Consider the following 22,501-nt stretch of genomic DNA (forward strand, 5'->3'; position numbering starts at 1 on the left):
GCACCGGGGCCTGCAGGCGGTGTTCGGCGCCCGCCGGGCGGCCATGGCCCATGGCACATGACGCCCGGCGATGATGTAATGCGGCCATGACCACAACATCGCTTGATATCCCCACACTACCGCTGAATGGCCGCCGCCTGATCGAGGCCGGCGCCGGTACCGGCAAGACCTTTACGCTGGCCGCCCTGTATGTACGCCTGGTGCTGGGTCATGGCGGTGACGCTGCCTATCCGCGCCCCCTGATGCCGCCGGAAATCCTGGTGGTGACCTTTACCGAGGCCGCCACCGAAGAGCTGCGCGACCGCATTCGCGCCCGATTGCGTCAGGCCCGCGAAGTGCTGCTGGGACGTGCCGCAAGCGACGCCGTGCTGGACCGGCTGCTGGCGGATATCGACATCGATGATCGCGAGCGGGCGGCCTCGCGGCTCGACGCTGCCGCCCGGGTGATGGACGACGCGGCCATCTTCACCATTCACGGCTTTTGCCAGCGCATGCTCAAGCGCCACGCCTTCGACAGCGGCGCGCTGTTTGCCAGCGAGCTGGTGCCGGACAGCAGCGCGCTGTTCACCTCGCTGGTCGAGGACTACTGGCGGCGCCAGTTCTATCAGCAGTCCACGGCGCGCCAGCGGCTGCTGGCGCAGTGGTGGGAGACGCCAGGGGATCTGCAGCAGGAGATTGATCTGCTGCTGCACGGCGGTCGCCCGCGAGCACTGATGCTGGGCGAGCGGCTGATTCAGGCACCGGCGGCCATCGATGACGCGCTGGGCCGGCTGGATCAGGGGCTGGCGCAGGGCGAGGCCCATCTGGCCCGGCTGCGCGAGCTGTGGCAGACCTGTGGTGACGAGATCACGGCGCTGCTTCGAGAGGCGATCGAAGGCGGCACGCTCAAGGCCAACCTGTTTCGACCGGCGGATCTGGAGGCGCGCCTGACCGCGCTGGGGCAGTGGATGACGGGCGAGCACGATACGCCCGACGACACGCTCCGGGATACGAAAAAGCGGCTGTGGTGTTCGAGTACGCGTCTGCAGGACGGCGCCAAAAAGGGTCATGCACCACCGGCGCATCCCTTTTTCGAGGCGCTGTCGCAGTTCGAGACCCTGGTCGAGGAGCAGCGGGATCAGCAGGCCACCGTGCGCGCCCAGGTACTGGCCCATGCCCGGGATGCGCTGGCCGACGCGCTGGCCCGCGAAAAGCGTCGGCGCGGCATGTGGGATTTCAACGATCTGCTCAACAGTCTGGATGAGGCACTGGCGGGGCCGGCCGGGGCACGTCTGGCGGCGCGCATTCGCCACAACCTGCCGGTGGCGATGATTGACGAGTTTCAGGATACCGACCCGGTGCAGTACCGGATCTTTGCCACTATCTACGCCATGCCGCAACAGATGGCGGGGCTGGCGCCGGCAGGCGACGCGACGGACACGGGGCCGGCATTGTCGGACACCTCTGATGTGCCCACTGCGCTGTTGATGATCGGCGACCCGCGCCAGGCCATCTACGGCTTTCGTGGCGCCGATATCGAGACCTATCTGCAGGCGCGCCGCCACGTGGATCAGCGCTACACGCTGGATCGCAACTTTCGCTCGACCCGGACGATGGTTGATGCCGTCAATCGGCTCTTTGCTACCGACGATCCCTTTCAGCTGGCAGAGATTCCCTACGAGCCGGTAACCGCTCAGGGGCGTGATGAAGTGTTTGTCGAGGCCGGGGAGGCGGTCGAGGCGCTGACCTGCTGGCACATGGACAGCGATGAGTCGGTGAAACGTGATGACTATCTCGACACCATGGCCGAGGCCACCTGTGCCGATATCGCCCGGCTGCTGTCGGGGGGGCGCCGCGGCGAGACCGGCTTTCAGGGGGGCGATGGTGAGCTCAGGCCCTTGAAACCGGCGGATATCGCCATTCTGGTGCGCACCGGCAGTGAGGCCATGCGGGTGCGCCAGAAGCTGCTGGAAGGCGGGATTCGCTCGGTCTATCTGAGCCAGAAAACTTCGGTATTCGAGTCGCGCGAGGCATTTCACCTGCTGCAGCTGCTGGAGGCCTGCGCCCATCCCCGTAACGACCGCTCCCTGCGGGCGGCGCTGGCGACCCGGCTCATGAGCGACTCGCTGGCCGAGGTGGCGCGTCTGGAAGCCGACGAGCTTGAATGGGAGGCGATGGTCGAGCGCTTTGATGGCTATCATCGCCTCTGGCAGCGTCAGGGCGTGCTGCCGATGCTGCGCGTGATCATGCGCGATTTTGATATTCCCGCCCGGCTTTTGACGCAGGTCGACGGTGAACGGGCGCTGACGGATGTGCTCCATCTGGGCGAGCTGGCACAGACCGCCAGTGCGCAGCTGGATGGTGAGCAGGCGCTGCTGCGCTGGTGGCATCAGTCGCTGGCCGGACGCTTTGACAGCGGCATGGACCCGCAATCGCTGATCCTGCGGCTGGAGAGCGATGACACCCTGGTGCGGGTCATCACCATTCACAAGTCCAAGGGGCTCGAATATCCGCTGGTCTATCTGCCCTTTATCGCCGACCACCGCGAGGTGGATGGCAAAAGCAAAACGCTGATGCTCAGCGACGATGCCCACGGCGCCTCGCTGGTCATGCAGTTCAGCGACGAGCAGCGCACCCGGGCTGACCGGAGTCGCCTGCAGGAGGACCTGCGCCTTTTGTATGTGGCGCTGACGCGGGCGCGCTATCTGTGTCGGCTGGGAGTCGGGCCGATCTACAAGGGGACGCCGCGCAAGGAGACGCCGGCGGGGGCGACGACCCTGTCGGGCGCCGCGCTGGGGGCGCTGCTGTGTCAGCACGGGGCGTGCACGTCGCTGGATACCGCCACCCTGCGCGAGGTGCTGACCAATCTGGTCACCCCGGGCAGCATTGCCCTGACCGCGCCGCCGACCGGGCCCGCGCAGGCCGCTCCCGTGGCCGGCGAGGCGCCGGAGATGGGCCGGGCACGCCGCTTTACCGGACGCATCGATCGCGACTGGTGGGTGGCCTCCTATACGGCGCTGGTCGAGGGCGCCCGCCAGCCCGGTGACATGACTCGCCAGGCGCGCGAGGCCATGCTCGAGGAACAGGACCCGGCGCTTGACCTGGAGGTGCTGAACGAGACCAGCCCCATCCCGTTGCCGCCGGTGCGTCGTCTGCTCGATTTTCCCCGCGGCCCGCGGGCGGGCACCTTTTTGCATGCGCTGCTGGAAAGCATCGATATCGATCGCCTGAGCGAGCTGAATGAGTCGGGGGCACGCTACCGGGACGAGCTCCATCGTCTGATTCGCCAGCGGGTGCAGCGCGCCAACCTGGATCCGCACTGGGTCATGGTGCTGCATGACTGGTGCTGCGCGGTGCTGACGGCGCCGCTGCATCCGAATCTTTCGGGGCTGTCGCTGGATCGACTGGATGGCTGGCGCAGCGAGCTGGAGTTCTGGCTGCCGGCACAGGGCATCAGCAGCCGCCGTCTGGATACGCTGATTCGTGAGCATGAGCCGCTGCCGGGGATACGGGCAGAGCTGGCTCCCCGAACGCTGGCCGGTATGCTCAAGGGCTATATTGATCTGGTTATCGAACACGACGGGCGCTTTTACGTGATCGACTGGAAGTCCAACCACCTGGGGGACACTCTGGAAGATTATGATCAGGCGGCCATGGTGGCCTCGGTGGTGTCACACCGCTATGACATTCAGTACGTGCTCTATACCCTGGCGCTGCACCGCCACCTGAGAAGCCGGCTGCCGGACTATGACTATGATCACCACCTGGGTGGGGTGCTCTATCTCTTTCTGCGCGGCATGACGGCCGAAGGCGGGCGTGGCGTGCTGTATCGCCGTCCGGCACGGGCGCTGATCGAGACGCTGGATCGGTTGCTGGCCGAAGGCGAGCGCGCCCTGAATGACGACAGCGCCGGGCACACGTCGATAGCAGCAGGAGAAGGGGCATGACTCGTACCGGGGACACCGATAGCGGCCAGTTTTCCCTGTTCGACGAACCGCTGGAGACACCGGATACCGACGGCGTTGTGCCGGGAGATGACGCCCGGTTCGAGCCCGGGCCGGCGCCGGAGGCAGAGCGACCGACAGATGCTGTGGACACGGCCCTGATCACACAGCAGCTCGAGCGCTGGATTGCGGTGGGCTGGCTGAGGCCGCTGGATGCCCATCTGGCCCGTTTCGTGAGCGCGCGCGAACCGGGCGGCGACCCGCTGGTGATGTTGAGCGCGGCGCTGGTCAGCCACCAGCTGGGGCGCGGACATATCTGTCTGGATCTCGACCATGCCCTGCGCGACCCGGATGCGGTGCTCTCCCTGCCGCCGCAGGACGGCCAACCGTCGGGAGAGGCGGCCGGCGTTGTTAGTCCCGGCGCGCTCCTGACGGCGCTTGAGGTCTCTCATGTCGAGACGTGGTGCGAGCGCCTGCAGGCGTCCGGCGTGACCGGGCGGGGCGCGCAGGATGACATGGCCCGGCCGCTGGTACTGGAGGAGCAGAGGCTCTATCTGCGCCGTTTCTGGCAGCACGAATGCAGCGTCGTGGCCCACCTTCAGGCGTTGATGGCCGATGCGAATGCAGTCAGCGACGAGATGATGGCGCGTCTCGAGGCACTGTTTCATGCGCCGGACGCGGCTGCCGGGCCCGACTGGCAGAAGGTGGCCTGCGCCATGGCGCTGCGCCACCGGCTGACCGTGATCTCCGGCGGGCCGGGCACCGGCAAGACCACCACGGTGACGCGCCTTCTGGCGCTGTTGCAGGAGAGCGCCCTGAACGAGCAGGGGCGCGCGCTGATCACTCATCTGGCCGCGCCCACCGGCAAGGCCGCGGCCCGACTGTCCCAGTCGCTGAGCGGGGCGGTGGCGGCGCTGGACGTCAGCGACGCGGTGCGCGCGGCCCTGCCGCGGGAGGCCACCACGCTTCATCGGCTGCTGGGCGTACAGCGTGACAGCCGCCATTTTCGCCATGATGGGGATCATCCGCTGGCGCTGGATGTGCTGGTCGTGGATGAAGCCTCCATGGTGGATCTGGAGCTGATGGCCGCGCTGCTGGCGGCGCTGCCGAGCCACGCGCGGCTGATCCTGCTGGGCGATCGCGACCAGCTTGCCTCCGTCGAGGCCGGCGCCGTACTGGGGGATCTCTGCGAGGGCGCCGACAAGGGGCGATGCAGCGAAGCCGTGCAGCAGCTGATGGAAAGGGCGGCCGGCCAGTCCCTGCCGGCACCGGACGCGCCAGTATCAATGCTTGCCGATCATGTGGTGGTACTGCAAAAAAGCTATCGTTTTCATGAGCATTCGGGCATCGGTGCGCTGGCGCGGGCTATCAATCGCGGTAGTCCGGAGGCGATCAGGCACTGCTGGCAGGCAGGCTTTGAGGATATCGAGCTTCAGGTGGTTCGCGATTCTTCGACGGCACTGATACGCCAGGCGGTCAGTGGCTATCGCCGGGCGCTCAGCGCCATGGCCGAGGGCGCCGGGCCGGAAGCGGTACTGGCGCTTTTCTCGCGCTTTCAGGTGCTTTGCGCGCTGCGTCGCGGGCCGTGGGGTGTGGAAGGGCTCAATGACGCCATTGTCGAGGCGCTCTTTCGGGAGAAGCTGGTGGGCGGTACCCGTGGCTGGTACGCCGGCCGGCCGGTAATGGTCACGCGCAATGATCCGCAGCTGGGGTTATATAACGGGGACATCGGCATTGCGATGGTCATGCCTGCCGATGACGCTCGTCATGACGGCGCCTCGGGCCGGCTGCGGGTGTTTTTCCCGCACCCCTCCGGCGAGGGCGTGCGCGCTGTATTGCCGGGCCGGCTGGGCGGGGTGGAAACGGCCTTTGCGATGACCGTACACAAGTCGCAGGGTTCGGAATTTGACCGGGTGCTGCTGGTACTGCCCGACCGGCCCAATCCGATCATGACGCGAGAACTGGTCTATACCGGGATCACCCGGGCCAGATCACACTGTCTGATCATGACCGCCTTTGCCGGAGCCATTGAAAATGCCGCGCTCAAACAGACATGGCGGGCGTCCGGCGTGGGCAGACGCCTTGACGCGTAAGCACCATGGCGCCTTCAGCGCTGGCACAGGCGTGTCAGCAGCTGGTAACGAACCACGGCCGGACAGGTGGCCAGATAGCGGCACAGCAGCTCTCGGGGGAGGGCTTCCATATCGGCCAGGCGCGTATTGTGAACGCGCAGATAATCGTTTGCAGACATGACAGTATCTCCTCTCTGGATGATCGACATGTGCTGATGGCAGTACGTCGTCGTGTCGTGATGGGCGCCGCCATGCAAGGGCTTTAATTCTTGTACATTATTTGTACAGGAGGTGATGGGTTGCCAGTCAGGGCTCATTAATTTTCACAATCAGCTGACGTTGAATTTCTGAACGCTGTTCTCTGAAGGCCTGCAGTCAGGGGGTTTCGAGCCTCTAAAGATGTCATGACACGGCCTCCCGGGGAAATGTCAGGGGTTTCGGGAAACTTGTACAAGAATCTTCCTGTAACGATCAGGGTCAGCATGTGCGCATGTCGGGAGCCGGGGCGACAGGGCTTTCGTGACATGTGATGGATCAGCAACGCACCAGGGAATCATCACGTATGGCAGCAACAACCCTTTCCAGGGCACAGGCCTGGGATCATGTATTGCGTGCGCGCCGTTTCGACTGGTCGGGCGGACGCTCTTATCAGCACGATATGGTGTCAATAACGGCCGGAGGCGAGTGGCACTGTAGCGATGACATCGAGGCTTCGGCGTCGCAGCTTTTTGATATCATGCTGCCGCTGGTGGCACGTGCCACGCCGCTGGTGATGGCGCAGCTGGGACAGAGTCTCGACGGACGCATCGCCACGGAGTGCGGGGCGTCGTACTACGTGACCGGACATGAGGGGCTGGTGCATCTGCATGCGCTGCGGGCGGTGGTCGATGCCGTAGTGGTCGGTGCCGGCACCGTGGCCACGGACGACCCGCGTCTGACCGTGCGTCATGTCAGCGGTGCGCATCCCGTGCGGGTCGTGCTGGACCCGCGCGGGCGCATGCCCGAGCGCCGCTTTGTCTTCGAGGATGACAGCGCCCCGACGCTGCATCTGGTAGCACATGCACAGGTAGCGCCCTGGCAGGCCTGTCACGCGCGTCACGGACACAACGTCAACGTTCTGGGGCTGACGGTGGGAGACGCGGGGGTCGACCCCCGCGAGGTCATCGAGATTCTGGGGCGTCAGGGGCTGCATCGCGTGCTGGTGGAAGGCGGGGGCATGACCGTGTCGCGCTTTCTGCAGCAGGGCTGTCTGGATCGTCTGCACAGCATGGTCACGCCCATGATCATCGGCTCGGGCAGGCCCTCCCTGACCCTGCCGGTAATCGAGTGTCTGAGTCGGGCCTTGCGCCCGTCGGCGCGTCATTACACGCTGGGAGATGATGTGCTGTTTGATCTCGACCTGACGCCTGTCGAACAAACAGACATGGATTAACCTCTCTTTTCAGGCCCTTGTTTGACTGTCTTTCCGGGACAATGCCAGGGTCCTCTCGCCATTGACTGGAGCCTGAAAATGAGTGTGAAAGGGTTGTTATCGCTGGTATTCGGCCTAACGCTGGTCGCGTCCGGGATCTGGTTGACGCTTGATCAGGGCCGGCAGGAGCGACAGTGGAATCTCAAGCAGGACGCCGCCAGCGGCGTGATGTCCGGCTCGATGCCCGGTGACGAGGCCACGGCCGACGAAAGCGACCAGGACAGCAGCGACGATAGCGGTATCGTCAGCGTGCTGCCCTAACCCCGGCCAAACAGTTGCCGAAAGGTGACGTGTCGTCCCAGCAGCAGGACCACGGCGCCGGGCAGACTCGACAGCAGTATGACGGCCCCGTAGGTCATCGAAATGGCCACGCCCTGCTGGGCGGGAAGACCGGCCAGTATCCAGATCAGCGCCGCTGCGCTCTCCCGGATTCCCCAGCCCGCCACGGACAGTGGAATGGCCATCGCCATCAGCACCGGTGGCGTCAGCGCCAGCAGTACGGTGGTCGATAACGGCTCTCCCAGCGCTCTGGCGCAGCAGACAAAGACCAGCATGTAGCTCATTACGATGGCCAGTGAGCTCATCAGCTGGCGCAGCCATAACCGCCGGTTCCAGAGCCCGCGCCGCAGATCCCGCCGCAGGGCGCTCAGCCAGTACGGTGGGTGCCGATGGACCCATACCCCTGCCAGCAGAACTGCCATCACTGTCACGTAGATCAGTGTGTGTGGCACTTCGGTGTCCTCATGCAACATCAGACCGGCCCGTGACAACCGTTCGACCAGCCCATGACGCAGCGGCGTAAAGAGAAGCAGCGTGATCAACGCCACCAGCAGCAGGGCGGCCTGCCCCGAGGCGCGCTCGATGATGACCGCCCGCAGCGCCGCACCATGAGACACCTGGCGCGTACCGTGACGCCAGGCGCGGCCCAGATCCCCCGTCACACCTCCCGGCAGCATCTGATTGAGAAAGGTAGAGAGATAGTATTCGCTGATGGCGGTAGGCAGGGGAAGCGACATCCCCATGTGGCGGACGGTCAGTCGCCAGCGCCAGGCGGAAAGCATGATCTGGGGCACCGAGATCAGCAGGGCGAGGCTTAGCCACGCCGGGGAGAGATCGCTCAGCCGTGCCAGGAGGGCGTCATGGTCTACCAGCCAGATAACGCTGCCCAGCAGAAGCAGCGTCAGCGTCCAGCGCAGCATCGATGTGTTCAGCAGGCGTCGATACCCGGGCGTGCTGCCCGGCGTCGGTCGGGGCTGGCCGGCGCTCATGGCGCCCCGGGCACGGCCAGCAGATCGGTGTGCCCCACGGTGATGGTGAGACGGCCCTGCGCAATGTGGTGCTGGCGTGTTTCATGCCACTGCCTCAGGGCCTGATGAAGATCGGGTGCCTGCGCCAGCGCGGCCTCCAGCCAACCCTGCACAAGCGATCGTGCCAGCAGCGCGTCGTCGGGCCTGGCGCAGTCCAGCTGCCAGGGGGCGCTGGCCCGGGTCACCTGATAGCCGGCCGCCTCAAGCAGGCGGGCGGCCACCGCTGGTGCCTGCGTGCCCAGCGCGCCGTTGAATCCCTTGTCGCGCTGCTGATGGGCGCTGATCAGTGTCTGCACCCGTTGATCCATCGCCAGCAGGTCGGCATCGCCAGGGCGGTCGTCACGGTCAACAAGGGCGTTGTCCCCATTGATGCTCATGGCCAGCCAGACCGCGCAGCGCTGCGACGCGCATCGCTGGATCAGGGTCTCGAGCCAGGGTTCGGATACCAGATCGAGCAGCGCCGAGGCGGTGACAATAGCCGTTTTTTCCAGCACGTCCTGCGTCAGCGCCTGATCCAGCCGGGAAAGGTCACGCTGCAAACAGTGCAGTTCGTCGATGTGGTCGGGTCGGCCATCGCCACGGGCGTGGGCCAGCAGTGCCGCATCCTGGTCGATCAGGGTCCAGTGCTGGGGCGATGGCAGACGGGGGGCGAGATAGCGCAGGTTGTTGCCGCTGCCACAGCCCAGGTCCAGCAATCGCAACGGTGTTTGATGCCGTCTCTCGGCCAGCCAGTGCCGGCAGGCGTCGGCCAGCGGCTGTTCGTCGCGGGCGCGATGATCGGCCGCTTCCCGCAGCGCCAGCCACGACGCGCTGAAATCACTGTGCTCGGCCATCTCATTGGAAGGCGATGTTGTCATTGGCACTGGCTCCGGTCAGGGCACGGCGCTGGCGTGCAGGCGATTGAGGCAGGCGAGAAACGCGTCGGCGGCGCCCGGCCAGTCGTTGAGGGTCTCGCGGGCCTTGAGCGCCCCCTGGCGCAGGTCCTGGTACCGCGTGCTGCGTGTAGCGGCGTCCTCAAACAGCAGCGAGCGCAGCGCGTGACGCAGCGCCGGCACATCATCGGGTGGGACGTGAACGCCGGCACTGGCGGGCAGGGTATCGGCCAGGGCGCCGCCGGTGGTCGTGATCACCGGCAGGCCATGGGCCAGCGCCTCGGTGATGACCATGCCATAGCCTTCGTAGAAGGAGGGCAGCACAAACAGGTCACTCTGCCGCCAGTGCGCTTCAAGCGCCTCGGGAGGCAGGGCGCCATGGAGGGTGACCCGCGCCTCGAGCTGGTGCTCGATGATCAGCTCGCGAAGCCTTTCGGTGTAGCGCTCGTCGCGGGTGTCATCGCCGATCAGATCACAGTGCCAGTCATGCGCCTTGAGATCGGCCAGCGCTTCGAGCAGCAGGTGCTGGCCCTTGCGCGGGATCAGGGTGGCAATGCACAACAGTTGCGGCGTGTCGTTGTCCGCCGGGGCCACCGGTACCGGCGTGATGCCGGGCTCGACCACGCTGATGCGGGCCTCATCAACGCCCAGCTCGATCAGGCGGCGCCGGGTAAAGCGGCTGGTCACGATAATGCCGGCGACTGTCTGCAGCGCCTGACATTCCAGCTGCAAAAGCGTGTCCCGCTGGCCGTCATCGAGGCCGGTTTCATCGCCCAGCGGATGATGGATAAGGCCCACCAGCGTCAGGCGATGGGCGTGCACGGCCAGTACCTCGGGCATGGCACTGGCGGCCAGCCCGTCGACGACCACCAGACTGCGATCGGTGCAGCCCCCCAGTGCCCGCTGCAGCGATTCACGGGCGATATCGTCCGGCCAGGGGAAGCGTCCATCCAGACCGATGACCTCGACGGCGATACCGGACTCGCGCAGCGCCTCGACGATGCGCCGGTCGTAGATATAGCCGCCGGTCAGCTGATCCGGGCGACCGGCAACGATCAGCGTCAGGCGGCGTACGGAGCGCTCAATGCTCATAGCGACCCTTCGTAGCTGGCCCAGGCGATGTGGGATTCGTGCAGGGTAACACTCAGTGCCGTCAGCCCCTTGCCGGTCTCGCCCAGCTGGTCGGCTTCGATCGAGGCGGCCATGCGGTCAAAGATGACCCGCGCCATGAACTCGGTGGTGGTGTTGCGCCCCTTGAACTCCTCGATCTCGTCAAGATTCTGCATGTTGATATCGCTGAGCACTTCAGAGAGCGTCTGGCTGGCCAGGCCGATATCGACGATCAGGTCGTCCCTGTCGAGCTCCGGACGCTTGAAGGTGACATCCACGATGTAGGTGGCGCCGTGCAACTTCTGGGCCGGGCCGAAGATCTGGCCGTTGAAACTGTGGGCAATCATGACGTGATCGCGAACGGTAAGGCTGTACATGGCGAAACTCCGGAAAGAAAAATGAATCAGGAACTGTAGCGAATTCGGTGGCACAGGGTGCCGGCCTCAGATGTCACGCGCGCCATGGTGTCGGGCAGCGCTTCAAAGTCACTCTCGGCATCGATCAGGATGTCCAGGCGGTCATCTTCCAGCAGCGACAGGGCCTGTGTCATGCGCTCACCATGCGTGCGCCGCGCTGCCCGCGACGGCGAGACCGTACCGACCTGGCTGGCCCGCAGCGTCAGACGGCGCGAATGGAATGCCTCACCCAGCGGCAGGGCCACCGGCTGCGCGCCGAACCAGCTCATCTCGACAATGGTGGCTTCCTGCCCGGCCAGATGCAGGGCCTTTTGAAGCCCGCCCTCGCTGCCGCTGGCATGAATGACCAGGTCGCACTCACCGCGCGCCTGCCCGGGTGTGGCGAAATCGATATCCAGCGCCCGGGCCAGGGCCTCGCGCGAGTCGTCGATGTCGATCAGCTCGACCCGGGTGCCCGGGATGTTGCGGCACAGCCAGGCCATGAGGGTACCGACAACGCCGGCGCCAATGACGGCAATGCGGTCGCCGACGCGGGGCGCGGCGTCCCACAGGCCGTTGAGCGCCGTTTCCATGTTGGCCCCCAGCACGGCGCGCCCGGGCGGTAGCGCCTCCGGCAGGGGAATGACCATGGAGAGGGGGACCACGTAGCGGTCCTGATGGGGGTGCAGGCAGAACACGTAGCGACCTTCAAGATCCGCCGGGCCTGCTTCCACCAGGCCCACGCTTGAATAGCCATACTTGACCGGCGCCGGGAAGTCCCCTTCCTGAAACGGGGCGCGCATGCGCGCGTATTCGCTTTCGGGGACCCGGCCGTGAAACACCAGGGTTTCGGTGCCCCGGCTGATGGCGCTGTAACAGGCGCGCACCCTGATTTCATCGGGACCGGGAGCCGTCAGCGGCTGCGTTCGAATGGTCCCTTGTTCGGGGGCTTCGACCCAGAAGGCGCGGGCGGTATGTTCCGAGCTCATTGATATCCCTGTGCGTGATGAAAGGAGCCTGTGCCGTCAAAAGGGCGCCGGGTAGTATAGACAGTGTCCATGGATTCACCGCGTCGTACAAAGCTTGAGCCAGTCTGTAGCGGGGGAGCGTCGGGCGTCACGCAATGTGAGCCACCGCTATATTGATAACATGGTTTATCATACCGACAGGCGCCCTGCCCGGGGTATGATGACATGCCGATGACGATTGTGCGTCCCTGTCAGGCCTTTTGGGAGTCATGGCCGCCAGGGGCAAGGATGTCTGCTAACGGTGCTGGAGGTCCCCGCCATGAGTGAACAACGGATCGCCATACGCCGCTTCACCTGGCCCGCATCCGGCGTGCTCGGGGAGCTGCTGGCCGGATTTGCCGCCCTGATGCTGCTGGCGGGGCTGCTGCACGTCATCTACACCGCACCGGTATCGTTTTATTGGATCGCCGGCGGTGTCTATCTGGCGCTGGCCGGCGTCATGGTTCGTGGCTGGCCCGCGGGACAGCAGCGCCTGGGCTGGGCCAATCGGGTCACGCTGGGGCGCGCGGTGCTGATCGTGCTGCTGACGGCCATGATCCCGCTGCCGACGTTTATCAACGAGCATCATCTGCTGGTGTTTGCCATGGCGCTGGCGGCCCTGGCGCTTGACGGCGTGGATGGCTTCGTGGCGCGTCGAACGCATACCGAGAGTCGCTTCGGGGCGCGTCTGGACATGGAGCTTGATGCCTTTTTTATCCTGATGCTGTGTCTGATGCTGGTCATTCAGGCCAAGGCCGGCGTCTGGATCATGGCCATCGGCGCCATGCGCTATGGGTTCGTGGCCGGCGCCTGGCGATGGCGCTGGCTTCGCAATGAACTGCCGGTCAGCTATCGCCGCAAGACCCTCTGTGTCTGGCAGGTCTCGACCCTGATGACGTGTCTGCTCCCCTGGGTGGTGACGCCCTGGTCGAATCTGCTGTTGGCACTGGCACTGCTGCTGCTGACGCTTTCCTTTGCGCTGGACATTGCCCACCTGTACAGGCATACCGCCCGCCGGGACTGCATTTCTGGTGCCAGCCGCCGATAGGGACTTCGGTGTGCCATTTTCTTCATGAATCCTCTTGATGAGTATCCGTATGGCCCGTGATGCCTTTGTAATGGCCGGAGAGACAGTGCTTCCCGGTCAGCGCCGCCAGATTGATGTGCCGGTAGCGCGCTTGTATACCCACACGCCGCTCAACATTCCGGTGGAGGTCGTTCACGGTCGTCGCAACGGCCCCGTGATGCTAGTGTGCGGCGCCATTCATGGCGATGAGATCAACGGCGTGGAGATCGTTCGGCGCGTGCTCAAGACGCGCTCGCTGTCGCGCCTGCGCGGCACCCTGATTGGCGTGCCGATCGTCAACGTCTTCGGGTTTGTCCAGCACAGTCGCTATCTGCCGGATCGCCGGGATCTGAATCGCTGCTTCCCGGGCAGCGACTCGGGATCGCTGGGATCGCGCATTGCCGCGCTCTTTCGTGAGCAGGTGGTGGATCTGGCCACTCATATTCTGGATCTGCACACCGGCGCCATTCATCGCACCAATCTGCCCCAGATTCGCGCCCAGCTGGAGCGCCACGAGCAGACCCGGGCCATGGCGGATGCCTTCGGGGCGCCGGTAATTCTCAACGCGGAGCTGCGTGGCGGCAGTCTGCGGGAATACGCCGAGCGGCGTGGCATTCCGGTGCTGACCTATGAGGCGGGGGAGGCGCTGCGCTTTGATGAGTGGGCCATCAGCGCCGGGGTGCGCGGCGTGCTGCGGGTCATGCGACTGCTGGACATGCTGCCGGCCGGTCGCGGCAGCCGGGTGCCGGCTTCCGAGGTGGCACGCAGCTCCAGCTGGGCTCGTGCGCCGATCGATGGCGTACTGCGTCCACGGGTTCGGCTGGGTGCGCGTGTGGTCAAGGGTGAGCGGCTGGGGATCGTGGCCGGGCCCTTCGGCAATGAGGAGGGCGACGTGCTGGCTTCCAGCGACGGCATTGTGATCGGCATGAGCAACCTGCCGCTGGTCAACGAGGGCGAGGCGGTCTTTCATATTGCCCGTTTTCACGAGCTCGAGGAGGCCGAGCAGGCCGTGGAAGCCTGGCAGGCGCGCGTCGAGTAGCGACAGGCCCTGACGCCGGCACGTCAGGGCACAGGCAGGGCCGGGATCAGACGGTAGTGGGGATGGGGGCGTCCATCGAAACCAGCCCTTCGTTCCAGAGGGTCTGCCACAGGGCGCCGGGAATTGGTGTGGTCATCAGGGCCTGATTTTCGGCGATGCGCTCGGGGCGGGTCGTCCCGGGGATGACGGCGGCGACGGCGCGCGGTGCGGCGCTGAACTGCAGGGCCACGGCACGGATATCGACCCCGAAGCGGTCGCAGATATCGCGAAGCCTTCGGGTGCGCTCGCGCATCTCTTCTGAAGCCTGCCTGTAGTCGTAGTGATCGCCGCCGGCCAGAATGCCCGAGTTATAGGCCCCGCCGATCACCAGGCGCGCGCCGCGACGATCGCACTCCGGCAGCAGGGTCTCCAGGGCGCCGTCATGGTCGAGCAGCGAATAGCGCCCGGCGAGCAGAAAACCATCGGGATCGGCCCTTTCAAGGGCGCGGGTGCAGGCTGCTACCCGGTTGACGCCCAGCCCCCAGGCACGAATCACGCCTTCCTCGCGTAGCCGTGTCAGGGCGCGGGCCGCGCCGTTCATGGCCTGATCGTGCACTTCTTCCCAGTGCTCGCCGTGGGCATCGGCTGCGCAGTCATGGATCCAGGCGATATCGATGCGATCCATGTTCAGACGCTCGAGACTCTCCTCGATGGAGCGCAGGGTGGCGGATTCCGAATAGTCGTACACCACCCTGTTGGCGCGACCATCGGCAAAAATGCCCTGTTTGGTTTCCTGCTCGTCAAGAATCAAACGGCCCACCTTGGTGGAGACCACGTAGGTGTTGCGGGATTCATCGGCCAGCGCCTCCCCCAGACGCATCTCGGAAAGTCCGGCACCGTACTGTGGCGCCGTATCGAAATAGCGGATGCCGGCCTCCCAGGCGGTGCGTAGCGTATCGATGGCGCGGGTGTCCGGCACCTCTTCATACATGTTGCCCAGTGGGGCGGTGCCCAGCCCCATTTTGCCCGGCAGTTCAAAGCGCATGACGCCTCCTTGACGATAGCGGTGACATGCCCGGACCGGATCCGGACGCTGCGTCAAGTATGGCCAGGGTGACGGAAAGGACAACTCTGACGGGGCGACCGGGACGACGCACCGGCCGGTATACGGGGCAGCCGATGATCGCTCTGCAGGGAGTTATCCGGGCATGTGGGCCGGCAGGGCCTGTTCGGCGTCGACGTCATCGACCAGCTCAAGTGCCTGATCAAAGACTTCGATGCCGGCGTCGGGGCGATGGGCGGTCTCGGAGAGATAGCGGCGAAAACGACGGCCACCGCGACAACCGGTGAAAAGCCCGAGCAGATGGCGCGTGATGTGATTGAGCCGGACGCCCGATTCAAGGCGCGAGAGCAAATAGGGCCGAAAGGCCTGCATGGCCTCATGCCGCGTCGGTGGTACGGTCGCTTCACCAAAGATGTCGCGGTCCACCCGGGCCAGCATGAACGGATTCTGGTAGGCCTCGCGTCCGACCATGACGCTGTCGACATGGGCAAGCTCGCGCTGGCAGTCATCGATGCTCTTGAGCCCGCCGTTGATGCCGATGTGCAGTTCGGGGTGCGCTGCCTTGAGGCGATGCACGCGCGGATAGTTCAGCGGCGGGACATCCCGGTTCTGTTTGGGCGAGAGCCCTTCGAGCCAGGCCTTGCGGGCGTGCACGGTGAAGGTCGAACAGCCGGCGGCGGCGACGGTGTCGATAAAGCGCGCCAGATCCGCGTCCTCGTCCTGATCATCGATGCCGATACGGCACTTGACCGTCACCGGAATCGTGACCGCCGCCTGCATGGCCGTCACGCAGCGTGCCACCAGCTCGGGATACCCCATCAGGCAGGCGCCGATCAGGTTGTTCTGTACGCGATCGCTTGGGCAGCCGACGTTCAGGTTGACCTCCTGATAGCCCCAGCTCTGCGCGATGGCGGCGCATTCGGCCAGCGCTGCCGGGTCACTGCCACCCAGCTGCAGCGCCAGCGGATACTCCCGGGCATCATGGCCGAGAAAGCGATCGCGCGGTGTGCCGTGCAGGATAGCGCCGGTGGTGACCATTTCGGTATACAGCAGCGCCCGTTGGGTCAGGGTGCGGGCGAACGCGCGCTGATCGCGCGGCGTCCAGTCCATCATGGGTGCAATGGAAAATCGACGCGCGGTGTCTGCGGCGTGAATCGGGGTCGTGGCGGGCATGACAGATGGTTTCCGGCGTTACGGGTCGGTCTCGAACAGGCCGTTATTTTCTCACAGTCCCGGCGTTTCGCCCAATCAGGACGACGACGTGCCATGGTAGATGGCGTGCTGGGTCTCGCGACACCACTGCGCGCCGTGTTCCCTGAGCAGTGCCTGATTGCGCTCGGGAATACGCTCGGGTTCAGGAAAGCGTGCCAGTGCGGCTTCGAGGCTGGTTTCGCGCAGCAGATGAAACAGGGGAAAGGGGGCGCGATTGGTGTAGTCAGCCGCGTCTTCACGGCCGGGGGCGGCCTGGCTGTCGCCGAACAGATAGTCGGGATGAAAGCTCGCCAGCTGATAGACGCCTTCGTAGCCTTCACTGATCATGAGCCGCTCGGCCATGTCGAGCTTGTCCAGAAAGGTAAAGAAATCCTCGGCGCCGGGCGTAAGGACCAGAAGGGTGGTTTCGGTATCCTCATGCCGGTCCAGGTGCTGGCACTCCTCGATGACGGCCATGAGCAGGGTTTCGTCGTCAGCGGCAGTGAGCTGGCGATAGCGAATGCGCTCTCGTTCGAACTCGGCGGCCGCAAACGGGCACAGATTCTGCACCATGACCCAGTCTCTCACCCAGCGTCGAGTGGCTTCCAGCGGATGTATCGTCACGATGTACTCTTTTTGAAGGGGCGTGAGCCGTGACCGATAGTGCGTCGGTCGCGGCTCACATACTAACCCCGGGCGGCGCGATGTGCAGCCTCGGGACTCTGTTGCCGATGGGCAACAGGGGACGATGGCGTTACTGGGCCTCGCCTTCAAGCGTGATGGGCATGCGGTCATCGGCGGTTTCTGCCCCGGAGCCCATCATTTCGTCGTGTGCCACGCTGTGCCTGAAATAGAGCGATACGCCGTCCATGCCGCCGATGTCGCGCAGCAGGGTCTTGGCCGCATTGAGGGACTGGGGCGTCATGATCGTGCCGTCCTCATTGAGCAGGGTGTCGGTATCGCCTTCGGCAGTAATATGCAGGGTAAATATATCGCCTTCCATCGACTCGATCACGATCTCGTCAATCCGGTTGGCGTGCGCCTTTTCGGTCAGTTCGTTGAGTTTCATTTGCCTCTCCATGGCCTTTGTCGTCAATGACTGTTCTCAAAGTAGCCTGGGCGTCTCAAAAGCCCCGTATGAACAGGGTTAAAAATTGTCATGAAAACGCCGGCGACCCATACCGGATGGGGGCGGCCGGCGCTATGATCAACGCATGGCACACAATATTTCGGAGACAGGTCGATGAGCGATAATAGTCCGCCGCTGGAGGATCTCAAGGGCAAGGCCAAGAAAGCATGGGGCACGCTTGGTGATAATGAATCGCTCAGCGACGAGGGAGAAATTCAGCAGCTCGCCGCCAGGCTTGAAAAGGAGCAGGGACTGAGCGCCGAAGAGGCGCAGCGTCAGGCCGAAAGGAGCTTTCTTGGCCGACGCTGACAGGCTGCCATGCCTTCGGTATCAGAGCCTTTCCAGCTCGTCGTTGTGTTCGGTGTCCAGCGGCTGAAAGCTGTCATCGACCAGCTTGAGCGTGCTGTTGTCTTCCATCAGCAGATAGACGGGCTCATGCTCATTATCGCCGCGGGCGGGATGCAGCACATAGATCGTGCCGCCGCCGGGGACCGCATTGCCACTGATGACCTTCCAGTTTCCCTTGCGCTTTTGTGTCTGCCCATCCTCGGGACCGCCTCGTAGCGTTTCGGTCAGGGTATAAACGCCGCCGGCGCTGTCCGTGCTGAAGTTCAAAGCCAGTTCGGTATCCACGCCGTCGCAGTTATCGCAGGGCAGGGAGCCGCCGTAGATCTGATTGGTGCCGGAGCTGCGCTGTGACGAACTGGTAGCCGGGTTTTCATCGCCCGTATCACAGCCTGTCACTAAAAACCCCAAAAACGTTGCTGTCAGCGCCAGCGCGCTAAAACGTGTCAATGTCGTGCTCCTTGCTGTTCTTTCATGTCTGTCCCGACAAGGGCGCCCATTGCCCTGCCTGCCCTGCCATGAAGCCTAAACGATCCGGTTCGCCATGTCTCTGTGACACTCTGGCACCACAGACCCTGCATACGCCATGGCATACCGCGACCATGGTCCAGGATCTATTGTTGTGCGCAGCCCCAGAAGCGACAATCCCTGAGATTTATCTTAATTTTTATATTGTCTTGTAAAGGGATCGGGCATGAAAAAGGGGTTGTGTTGCACGCTGGCGCTCATGAGCATGGGGGTAACGGCACAGGGCTGGGCAGCGGGTGCCTTCGATCCCGACGGTGATTACATGTTTGGTGACTGGGGTGGCGCGCGTACGGATCTGGCCGATCAGGGCGTGGCCTTTCGCCTCGAGCATATTTCGGAGATGGCCTATTCCGTCGATGGCGGTTTTCGCGACAAGCGCACCGGTCGCTATGCCGACCAGTGGACGGCCGGCGCCAATTTTGATCTTGATCGTCTGCTGGGGATTCCCGATGCACGGTTTCAGTTCACCCTGACCAACCGTAACGGCGAAAGCCTGACCAACGATGTTCTCAATAATCCCAATAGCGTTGGCGTCTCGTCCACTCAGGAGGTATACGGGCGTGGCAGCGTGACGCGCATTACCCAGCTGTGGTACGGCCAGTCCTACATGGATGACACCTTTGAGATCAAGGCGGGTCGCGTACCGGTGGGCGATGACTTCGCGGTCTACGACAGCAACTTCCAGAATCTCTATCTCGGCAGCGGCGAGCCCGGTAATCAGAACGGCGGTCTCTGGTACAACTGGCCGATCTCCCAGTGGGCGCTGGTCGGCAAGTGGAACGTGACCGACGAGCAGTATGCCCAGATCGGGTTTTTCAACCTCAACGAATCCAACCTGGATCGCGATCACGGGCTCGACCTGAAGCACAGCGGTACCCGCGGTACCCTGATCCCGGTTGAATATGGCTTCGAACCCGATCAGGGCGTCAACGGACTGCCGGGTCAGTATCGGCTGGGGTATTACTATAGTAGCGCCGATGCCGATGATTACTCGTCACGCGACAGTGCCTCGGATGCCGAGAAGAGTCATCGCTACGGACTCTACTATGTCATCAATCAGCAGGTGACCCGTCATGACGACGATCGCGATCGGGGCCTGAGCGTGTTCAGCATGGGGACGTGGAACGATGGCGATACGGCCACCTTTGACCGCTATCTGTCGGCCGGCGTGACCTATGCCGGTCCCTTCGACGGTCGCGAGCAGGATGAAATCGGGTTTGGTCTGGCCTATGCTCACGTCAACGATGACTACAATGCCTGGTCGCGTTCGGGCAACGCAGCGCTGGTGGGCGGCTCGTCCGCACCCGACTATGTGCCGCGACAGGGAGAGGAGTACAACGCGGAACTCTATTACGCCCTGCAGGCCACGCCCTGGCTGGCCTTCCGCCCCAATCTGCAGTATGTGCGCCATCCGAGTGCAGACAGCGATGTGGATGATGCCTGGGTCGCCGGCCTGTCGGTGCTGGCCACCTTTTGACGTCGGACAGGGCGCTACTGCGGTGGCGCCCTGCGGATGCGCGGTGGCTGAGGCGGCCATTCGTCGACGGTTGATCCGCGCTCGATCAGCGGCAGAATCTCGTGAAGCTGTGCCGGTATATGGCGCAGTCCGCACTCCCAGACAATCACGGCATGCCAGCCCAGGTCGTTGAGCTGCTGCAGCTGACGGCGATCACGCATGACGTTGCCCGCCAGTTTTTCCTGCCAGAAACTTTTGCGCGTCGCCGGTGACGTGGCATAGAAGCAGTGCTCGTGACGATGCCAGAAGCAGCCGTGCACGAAAATGACACACCGATGGCGCGGCAGGGTCAGATCGGGCGTTCCCGGCAGGTCGCGTCGGTGCAGGCGAAACCGATAGCCGCAGGCATGCAGGTAGCGCCTGACCAGAAGCTCCGGTTTCGTGTTTTTGCCCTGAATGCCCGCCATCATGCGTGAACGCGTAGCGGCGTCAACAACATCGACCAAGGTCATGACCTCTCGTTTCGTGCCTCTGGAGGCACTCAGTGTAGGCGTTCATGACCCTGACGGGGTGTCAGAAATTCATGGTCTTCATGGGCCAGATCGCGGGAAGGGCCGCGTGAAGGATGATCCTGTCGTCATGAAGACACACTTGTGGGTCGCGGCCGCTGCTTTCGTCGAAAAGATGCAGGCGCATGTCGCCATCCTGCTCGATTCGCTTGACGCCCAGTCGGTCATTTTGTTCGACAAGGTAGAGCCCGTTGCCGTCAAAGCGGACACATTGTCTTGCCAGCATCAGGGTGCCCTGCGGGCAGAAATCGAAGTGCCCGGGGTGCTGGGGTGTCAGTAAATAATCGCCCTGTTTGATCAGCTCACTGTCGATAAAGCCCATGGCAAAATACGACATCGGTACCGCATCAGTGCCGACCGTTTCGGGGGATGTTGTCAGTGGATAAAGAGGCAGCGACAGCAGCGTGGCATGATTGTTTCCAGCGCTGCTGTGGGCATTGCCCAGCAGATGGGCAATGCTGCAGCGCAGTGCTTTTGCCAATGGCTCCAGACGCGAATGCCCGACGCGTTTGATGGTGCCATTTTCCCAGTAGGAAATGGTGACATCTGAAACTCCGACGCGACGGGCCAGCTCCGCCTTGCTTAATCCACACTGTTCTCGCAGTTTACGAATGCGCTCGCCCAACTCGTTCATGCGTGGCCTCACATGTCTCATAAGCGGGCCAGCATAGCGATCCGGGTATTAAGTATGTTTAACAGTTTGTCACCGAATGAATAGAAGTACGGCTGACCGACCTGGTTTTCTGGTGTTAGTTTGTTTATTCGTAAAAGCTGAAGAATTTGAAGTCTTTGACGATCTTTTAATTAGTTATTTTTGATATTGATTATTGACCCAGCCAGCCGGCCAGCAGGGGAAGAAGAATAGCGCTCAGGGCGCCATTGAGCCCCATGGCCAGGCTGGCAAATGCCCCGGTTTGTGCATCGATGCCGAAGCCGCGTGCCGTGCCCAGGCCGTGCCCGTTGAGTCCGAGGGCCAGGCCGATCACACGCGGATCCTGACAGCGCAGCATGACGGCCAGTGGTGGAATGGTGGAGGCTGCCAGAATACCGGTCACCGTCACGATACCGGCCGTCAGACCGGGGTAGCCGCCCAGTCCTTGTGAGACGCCGATGGCGATGGGCGTCGTAATGGACTTGGGGGCCAGCGAGGCAAGCATGGCCGGAGAGAGCCCCAGCGCCCAGGCAATGGAGAGCGTTGCCAGACAGGCGGTCACGGCGCCCACGATCAGGCTCACCGTGACGGGGATCAGCAGACGTCTGATGTGTTGAAACTGCTCATAAAGCGGCACGGCCAGCCCGACGGTGGCCGGCCCCAGCAGCAGCGTCAGCCAGTGGGCGCCGAGATAGTAGCTGTCGTAATCGATCGGCAACAGCGCAATGAACAGCGCCAGAATCAGGCTGCCGGTCAGCATCGGTGGCGCCCAGCTGGGGTAGCGCATCAGCCGATACAGGGACAGGGAGAGCATGTAGGCGGCAAGGGTCATGACGATGGCCAGTGCCGGACTGGCCATCATGTCCCGGACGAGCGCCTGGAACGTCATGACGCGTCCGCTGGGTCGTCCCGACGCTGCTGCCAGCGCACCATGGCCTGCATGGTAGCCAGCGTGACCATACTGCTGATCAGGGTCCCCAGCACGACGGCAATCAGCAGCTTCAGCCAGTTATCGGTCAGGGGGCTTCCCAGAAAGAAAAGACCCGCGGCACTGGGCAGGATCAACAGCGTGAAATAGTGAATCAGGTGACTGGCGGCTACCCCCATCGAGCGTGACGAGCGCCGGCGCATGATCAGCACCAGAAACAGCAACAGCATGCCCAGCACGCTACCGACCACGGGCAGTGCCAGCGTGGTCTGTAAAAGATTGCCGATGACCAGAAAGATCATCAGCCACATGAATCCCTTCAACATGGCAGCCTCTGGAATAACAGGGTCGATGTGTCCGACGGTGGTGGCCGACGAACGGGCCTGGCGGGTTGTGTCT

The 22,501-nt window shown here is 63.7% G+C and carries 23 protein-coding genes; 8 read left to right on the top strand and 15 right to left on the bottom strand.

Translation table 11 applies throughout. The annotated features are described in order from the left end of the window. The first annotated feature begins 86 nt into the window (after nucleotides 1–86). Together recB and recD are read left to right on the top strand one after the other, a co-directional pair. Nucleotides 87–3,926: an exodeoxyribonuclease V subunit beta gene (gene recB, locus M1D97_RS06380; RefSeq protein WP_456269895.1), complete on the top strand. Its 3,840-nt coding sequence runs from the start codon at nucleotides 87–89 to the stop codon at nucleotides 3,924–3,926. Further along, complete coding sequence (gene recD / locus M1D97_RS06385) at nucleotides 3,923–6,016, top strand: exodeoxyribonuclease V subunit alpha (protein WP_456269896.1); 2,094 nt, start codon at nucleotides 3,923–3,925, stop codon at nucleotides 6,014–6,016. The genes recB and recD overlap by 4 nt, the downstream gene beginning before the upstream one ends. Nucleotides 6,017–6,030: 14 nt before the next feature. On the opposite strand, the gene M1D97_RS06390 is transcribed toward recD, so the two are convergent. Beyond that, complete coding sequence (locus M1D97_RS06390) at nucleotides 6,031–6,174, bottom strand: hypothetical protein (RefSeq protein ID WP_456269897.1); 144 nt, start codon at nucleotides 6,172–6,174, stop codon at nucleotides 6,031–6,033. A gap of 383 nt (nucleotides 6,175–6,557) precedes the next feature. Between M1D97_RS06390 and M1D97_RS06395 the strand changes: the two genes are divergently transcribed. Together M1D97_RS06395 and M1D97_RS06400 are read left to right on the top strand one after the other, a co-directional pair. Further along, nucleotides 6,558–7,427, top strand: coding sequence for a RibD family protein (locus M1D97_RS06395; RefSeq protein ID WP_456269898.1), 870 nt, complete (start codon nucleotides 6,558–6,560; stop codon nucleotides 7,425–7,427). Nucleotides 7,428–7,505: 78 nt separating this feature from the next. Then, a complete protein-coding gene (locus M1D97_RS06400) occupies nucleotides 7,506–7,727 on the top strand; it encodes a hypothetical protein (RefSeq protein ID WP_456269899.1) in 222 nt (73 codons plus the stop codon). On the opposite strand, the gene M1D97_RS06405 is transcribed toward M1D97_RS06400, so the two are convergent. From M1D97_RS06405 to M1D97_RS06425, 5 genes are read right to left on the bottom strand one after another with little or no spacing between them, the layout of a single operon-like run. Next, nucleotides 7,724–8,734 carry a lysylphosphatidylglycerol synthase transmembrane domain-containing protein gene (locus M1D97_RS06405; protein ID WP_456269900.1) on the bottom strand — a complete coding sequence of 337 codons (1,011 nt, stop codon included), beginning with the start codon at nucleotides 8,732–8,734 and terminating at the stop codon, nucleotides 7,724–7,726. The two genes, M1D97_RS06400 and M1D97_RS06405, sit on opposite strands and share 4 nt — an antisense overlap. Next, the gene (locus tag M1D97_RS06410; RefSeq protein WP_456269901.1) at nucleotides 8,731–9,630 is read right to left on the bottom strand and encodes a class I SAM-dependent methyltransferase; all 900 of its coding nucleotides are present in this window, start codon (nucleotides 9,628–9,630) and stop codon (nucleotides 8,731–8,733) included. The genes M1D97_RS06405 and M1D97_RS06410 overlap by 4 nt, the downstream gene beginning before the upstream one ends. 15 nt (nucleotides 9,631–9,645) lie before the next feature. Beyond that, entirely contained in the window at nucleotides 9,646–10,737 is a 1,092-nt protein-coding gene (locus M1D97_RS06415; protein ID WP_456269902.1) for a glycosyltransferase family 4 protein, read from the bottom strand. Further along, the gene (locus M1D97_RS06420) at nucleotides 10,734–11,132 is read right to left on the bottom strand and encodes a 6-pyruvoyl trahydropterin synthase family protein (RefSeq protein ID WP_456269903.1); all 399 of its coding nucleotides are present in this window, start codon (nucleotides 11,130–11,132) and stop codon (nucleotides 10,734–10,736) included. Before M1D97_RS06420 ends, M1D97_RS06415 begins: the two co-directional genes overlap by 4 nt. A 26-nt stretch (nucleotides 11,133–11,158) precedes the next feature. Beyond that, the gene (locus M1D97_RS06425; protein ID WP_456269904.1) at nucleotides 11,159–12,139 is read right to left on the bottom strand and encodes a zinc-dependent alcohol dehydrogenase; all 981 of its coding nucleotides are present in this window, start codon (nucleotides 12,137–12,139) and stop codon (nucleotides 11,159–11,161) included. Nucleotides 12,140–12,437: 298 nt separating this feature from the next. On the opposite strand from M1D97_RS06425, the gene M1D97_RS06430 reads away from it, so the two are divergent. Then, nucleotides 12,438–13,205, top strand: a complete 768-nt coding sequence (locus M1D97_RS06430) for a CDP-alcohol phosphatidyltransferase family protein (RefSeq protein ID WP_456269905.1) — start codon at nucleotides 12,438–12,440, stop codon at nucleotides 13,203–13,205. 49 nt (nucleotides 13,206–13,254) lie between these two features. Continuing rightward, nucleotides 13,255–14,262: a succinylglutamate desuccinylase/aspartoacylase family protein gene (locus M1D97_RS06435; protein WP_456270184.1), complete on the top strand. Its 1,008-nt coding sequence runs from the start codon at nucleotides 13,255–13,257 to the stop codon at nucleotides 14,260–14,262. A gap of 46 nt (nucleotides 14,263–14,308) precedes the next feature. On the opposite strand, the gene M1D97_RS06440 is transcribed toward M1D97_RS06435, so the two are convergent. From M1D97_RS06440 to M1D97_RS06455, 4 genes are all read right to left on the bottom strand, one after another. Further along, a complete protein-coding gene (locus tag M1D97_RS06440) occupies nucleotides 14,309–15,286 on the bottom strand; it encodes an aldo/keto reductase (RefSeq protein WP_456269906.1) in 978 nt (325 codons plus the stop codon). Nucleotides 15,287–15,439: 153 nt separating this feature from the next. Further along, entirely contained in the window at nucleotides 15,440–16,477 is a 1,038-nt protein-coding gene (gene dusA, locus M1D97_RS06445) for a tRNA dihydrouridine(20/20a) synthase DusA (protein ID WP_456269907.1), read from the bottom strand. Between the two features lie 75 nt (nucleotides 16,478–16,552). Then, nucleotides 16,553–17,119 (bottom strand): DUF1415 domain-containing protein, encoded by a 567-nt coding sequence (locus M1D97_RS06450; protein WP_456269908.1) that lies wholly within the window; start codon nucleotides 17,117–17,119, stop codon nucleotides 16,553–16,555. A gap of 130 nt (nucleotides 17,120–17,249) precedes the next feature. After that, nucleotides 17,250–17,564 carry a DUF6482 family protein gene (locus tag M1D97_RS06455; protein WP_456269909.1) on the bottom strand — a complete coding sequence of 105 codons (315 nt, stop codon included), beginning with the start codon at nucleotides 17,562–17,564 and terminating at the stop codon, nucleotides 17,250–17,252. Between the two features lie 174 nt (nucleotides 17,565–17,738). Between M1D97_RS06455 and M1D97_RS06460 the strand changes: the two genes are divergently transcribed. Continuing rightward, nucleotides 17,739–17,933: a CsbD family protein gene (locus M1D97_RS06460; protein ID WP_456269910.1), complete on the top strand. Its 195-nt coding sequence runs from the start codon at nucleotides 17,739–17,741 to the stop codon at nucleotides 17,931–17,933. 21 nt (nucleotides 17,934–17,954) lie between these two features. Here the strand turns inward: M1D97_RS06460 and M1D97_RS06465 are convergent, their stop codons facing one another. Then, nucleotides 17,955–18,419 (bottom strand): copper resistance protein NlpE N-terminal domain-containing protein, encoded by a 465-nt coding sequence (locus tag M1D97_RS06465; RefSeq protein WP_456269911.1) that lies wholly within the window; start codon nucleotides 18,417–18,419, stop codon nucleotides 17,955–17,957. A 244-nt stretch (nucleotides 18,420–18,663) separates the two neighbouring features. Here M1D97_RS06465 and M1D97_RS06470 point away from each other — a divergent pair, with 244 nt between their 5' ends. Then, nucleotides 18,664–19,974 carry a carbohydrate porin gene (locus tag M1D97_RS06470; RefSeq protein ID WP_456269912.1) on the top strand — a complete coding sequence of 437 codons (1,311 nt, stop codon included), beginning with the start codon at nucleotides 18,664–18,666 and terminating at the stop codon, nucleotides 19,972–19,974. 14 nt (nucleotides 19,975–19,988) lie between these two features. On the opposite strand, the gene M1D97_RS06475 is transcribed toward M1D97_RS06470, so the two are convergent. The 4 genes from M1D97_RS06475 to M1D97_RS06490 form a co-directional block, all read right to left on the bottom strand. Next, nucleotides 19,989–20,465 (bottom strand): very short patch repair endonuclease, encoded by a 477-nt coding sequence (locus M1D97_RS06475; RefSeq protein WP_456269913.1) that lies wholly within the window; start codon nucleotides 20,463–20,465, stop codon nucleotides 19,989–19,991. 61 nt (nucleotides 20,466–20,526) lie between these two features. Beyond that, nucleotides 20,527–21,156, bottom strand: a complete 630-nt coding sequence (locus M1D97_RS06480; RefSeq protein ID WP_456269914.1) for a helix-turn-helix domain-containing protein — start codon at nucleotides 21,154–21,156, stop codon at nucleotides 20,527–20,529. A 190-nt stretch (nucleotides 21,157–21,346) separates the two neighbouring features. After that, a complete protein-coding gene (locus M1D97_RS06485; RefSeq protein WP_456269915.1) occupies nucleotides 21,347–22,063 on the bottom strand; it encodes an LrgB family protein in 717 nt (238 codons plus the stop codon). Then, nucleotides 22,060–22,428 carry a CidA/LrgA family protein gene (locus M1D97_RS06490; protein WP_456269916.1) on the bottom strand — a complete coding sequence of 123 codons (369 nt, stop codon included), beginning with the start codon at nucleotides 22,426–22,428 and terminating at the stop codon, nucleotides 22,060–22,062. Before M1D97_RS06490 ends, M1D97_RS06485 begins: the two co-directional genes overlap by 4 nt. Nucleotides 22,429–22,501: the final 73 nt, after the last annotated feature.

The sequence above is a fragment of the Kushneria sp. AK178 genome (genome assembly GCF_053903105.1).

Excerpts from the sequence above, each read along its gene's own strand:
- recB (WP_456269895.1), top strand. The coding sequence starts at position 87 with ATGACCACAACATCGCTTGATATCCCCACACTACCGCTGAATGGCCGC.
- recD (WP_456269896.1), top strand. The coding sequence starts at position 3,923 with ATGACTCGTACCGGGGACACCGATAGCGGCCAGTTTTCCCTGTTCGAC.
- M1D97_RS06390 (WP_456269897.1), bottom strand. The coding sequence starts at position 6,174 with ATGTCTGCAAACGATTATCTGCGCGTTCACAATACGCGCCTGGCCGAT.
- M1D97_RS06395 (WP_456269898.1), top strand. The coding sequence starts at position 6,558 with ATGGCAGCAACAACCCTTTCCAGGGCACAGGCCTGGGATCATGTATTG.
- M1D97_RS06400 (WP_456269899.1), top strand. The coding sequence starts at position 7,506 with ATGAGTGTGAAAGGGTTGTTATCGCTGGTATTCGGCCTAACGCTGGTC.
- M1D97_RS06405 (WP_456269900.1), bottom strand. The coding sequence starts at position 8,734 with ATGAGCGCCGGCCAGCCCCGACCGACGCCGGGCAGCACGCCCGGGTAT.
- M1D97_RS06410 (WP_456269901.1), bottom strand. The coding sequence starts at position 9,630 with ATGACAACATCGCCTTCCAATGAGATGGCCGAGCACAGTGATTTCAGC.
- M1D97_RS06415 (WP_456269902.1), bottom strand. The coding sequence starts at position 10,737 with ATGAGCATTGAGCGCTCCGTACGCCGCCTGACGCTGATCGTTGCCGGT.
- M1D97_RS06420 (WP_456269903.1), bottom strand. The coding sequence starts at position 11,132 with ATGTACAGCCTTACCGTTCGCGATCACGTCATGATTGCCCACAGTTTC.
- M1D97_RS06425 (WP_456269904.1), bottom strand. The coding sequence starts at position 12,139 with ATGAGCTCGGAACATACCGCCCGCGCCTTCTGGGTCGAAGCCCCCGAA.
- M1D97_RS06430 (WP_456269905.1), top strand. The coding sequence starts at position 12,438 with ATGAGTGAACAACGGATCGCCATACGCCGCTTCACCTGGCCCGCATCC.
- M1D97_RS06435 (WP_456270184.1), top strand. The coding sequence starts at position 13,255 with ATGGCCCGTGATGCCTTTGTAATGGCCGGAGAGACAGTGCTTCCCGGT.
- M1D97_RS06440 (WP_456269906.1), bottom strand. The coding sequence starts at position 15,286 with ATGCGCTTTGAACTGCCGGGCAAAATGGGGCTGGGCACCGCCCCACTG.
- dusA (WP_456269907.1), bottom strand. The coding sequence starts at position 16,477 with ATGCCCGCCACGACCCCGATTCACGCCGCAGACACCGCGCGTCGATTT.
- M1D97_RS06455 (WP_456269909.1), bottom strand. The coding sequence starts at position 17,564 with ATGAAACTCAACGAACTGACCGAAAAGGCGCACGCCAACCGGATTGAC.
- M1D97_RS06460 (WP_456269910.1), top strand. The coding sequence starts at position 17,739 with ATGAGCGATAATAGTCCGCCGCTGGAGGATCTCAAGGGCAAGGCCAAG.
- M1D97_RS06470 (WP_456269912.1), top strand. The coding sequence starts at position 18,664 with ATGAAAAAGGGGTTGTGTTGCACGCTGGCGCTCATGAGCATGGGGGTA.
- M1D97_RS06475 (WP_456269913.1), bottom strand. The coding sequence starts at position 20,465 with ATGACCTTGGTCGATGTTGTTGACGCCGCTACGCGTTCACGCATGATG.
- M1D97_RS06480 (WP_456269914.1), bottom strand. The coding sequence starts at position 21,156 with ATGAACGAGTTGGGCGAGCGCATTCGTAAACTGCGAGAACAGTGTGGA.
- M1D97_RS06485 (WP_456269915.1), bottom strand. The coding sequence starts at position 22,063 with ATGACGTTCCAGGCGCTCGTCCGGGACATGATGGCCAGTCCGGCACTG.
- M1D97_RS06490 (WP_456269916.1), bottom strand. The coding sequence starts at position 22,428 with ATGTTGAAGGGATTCATGTGGCTGATGATCTTTCTGGTCATCGGCAAT.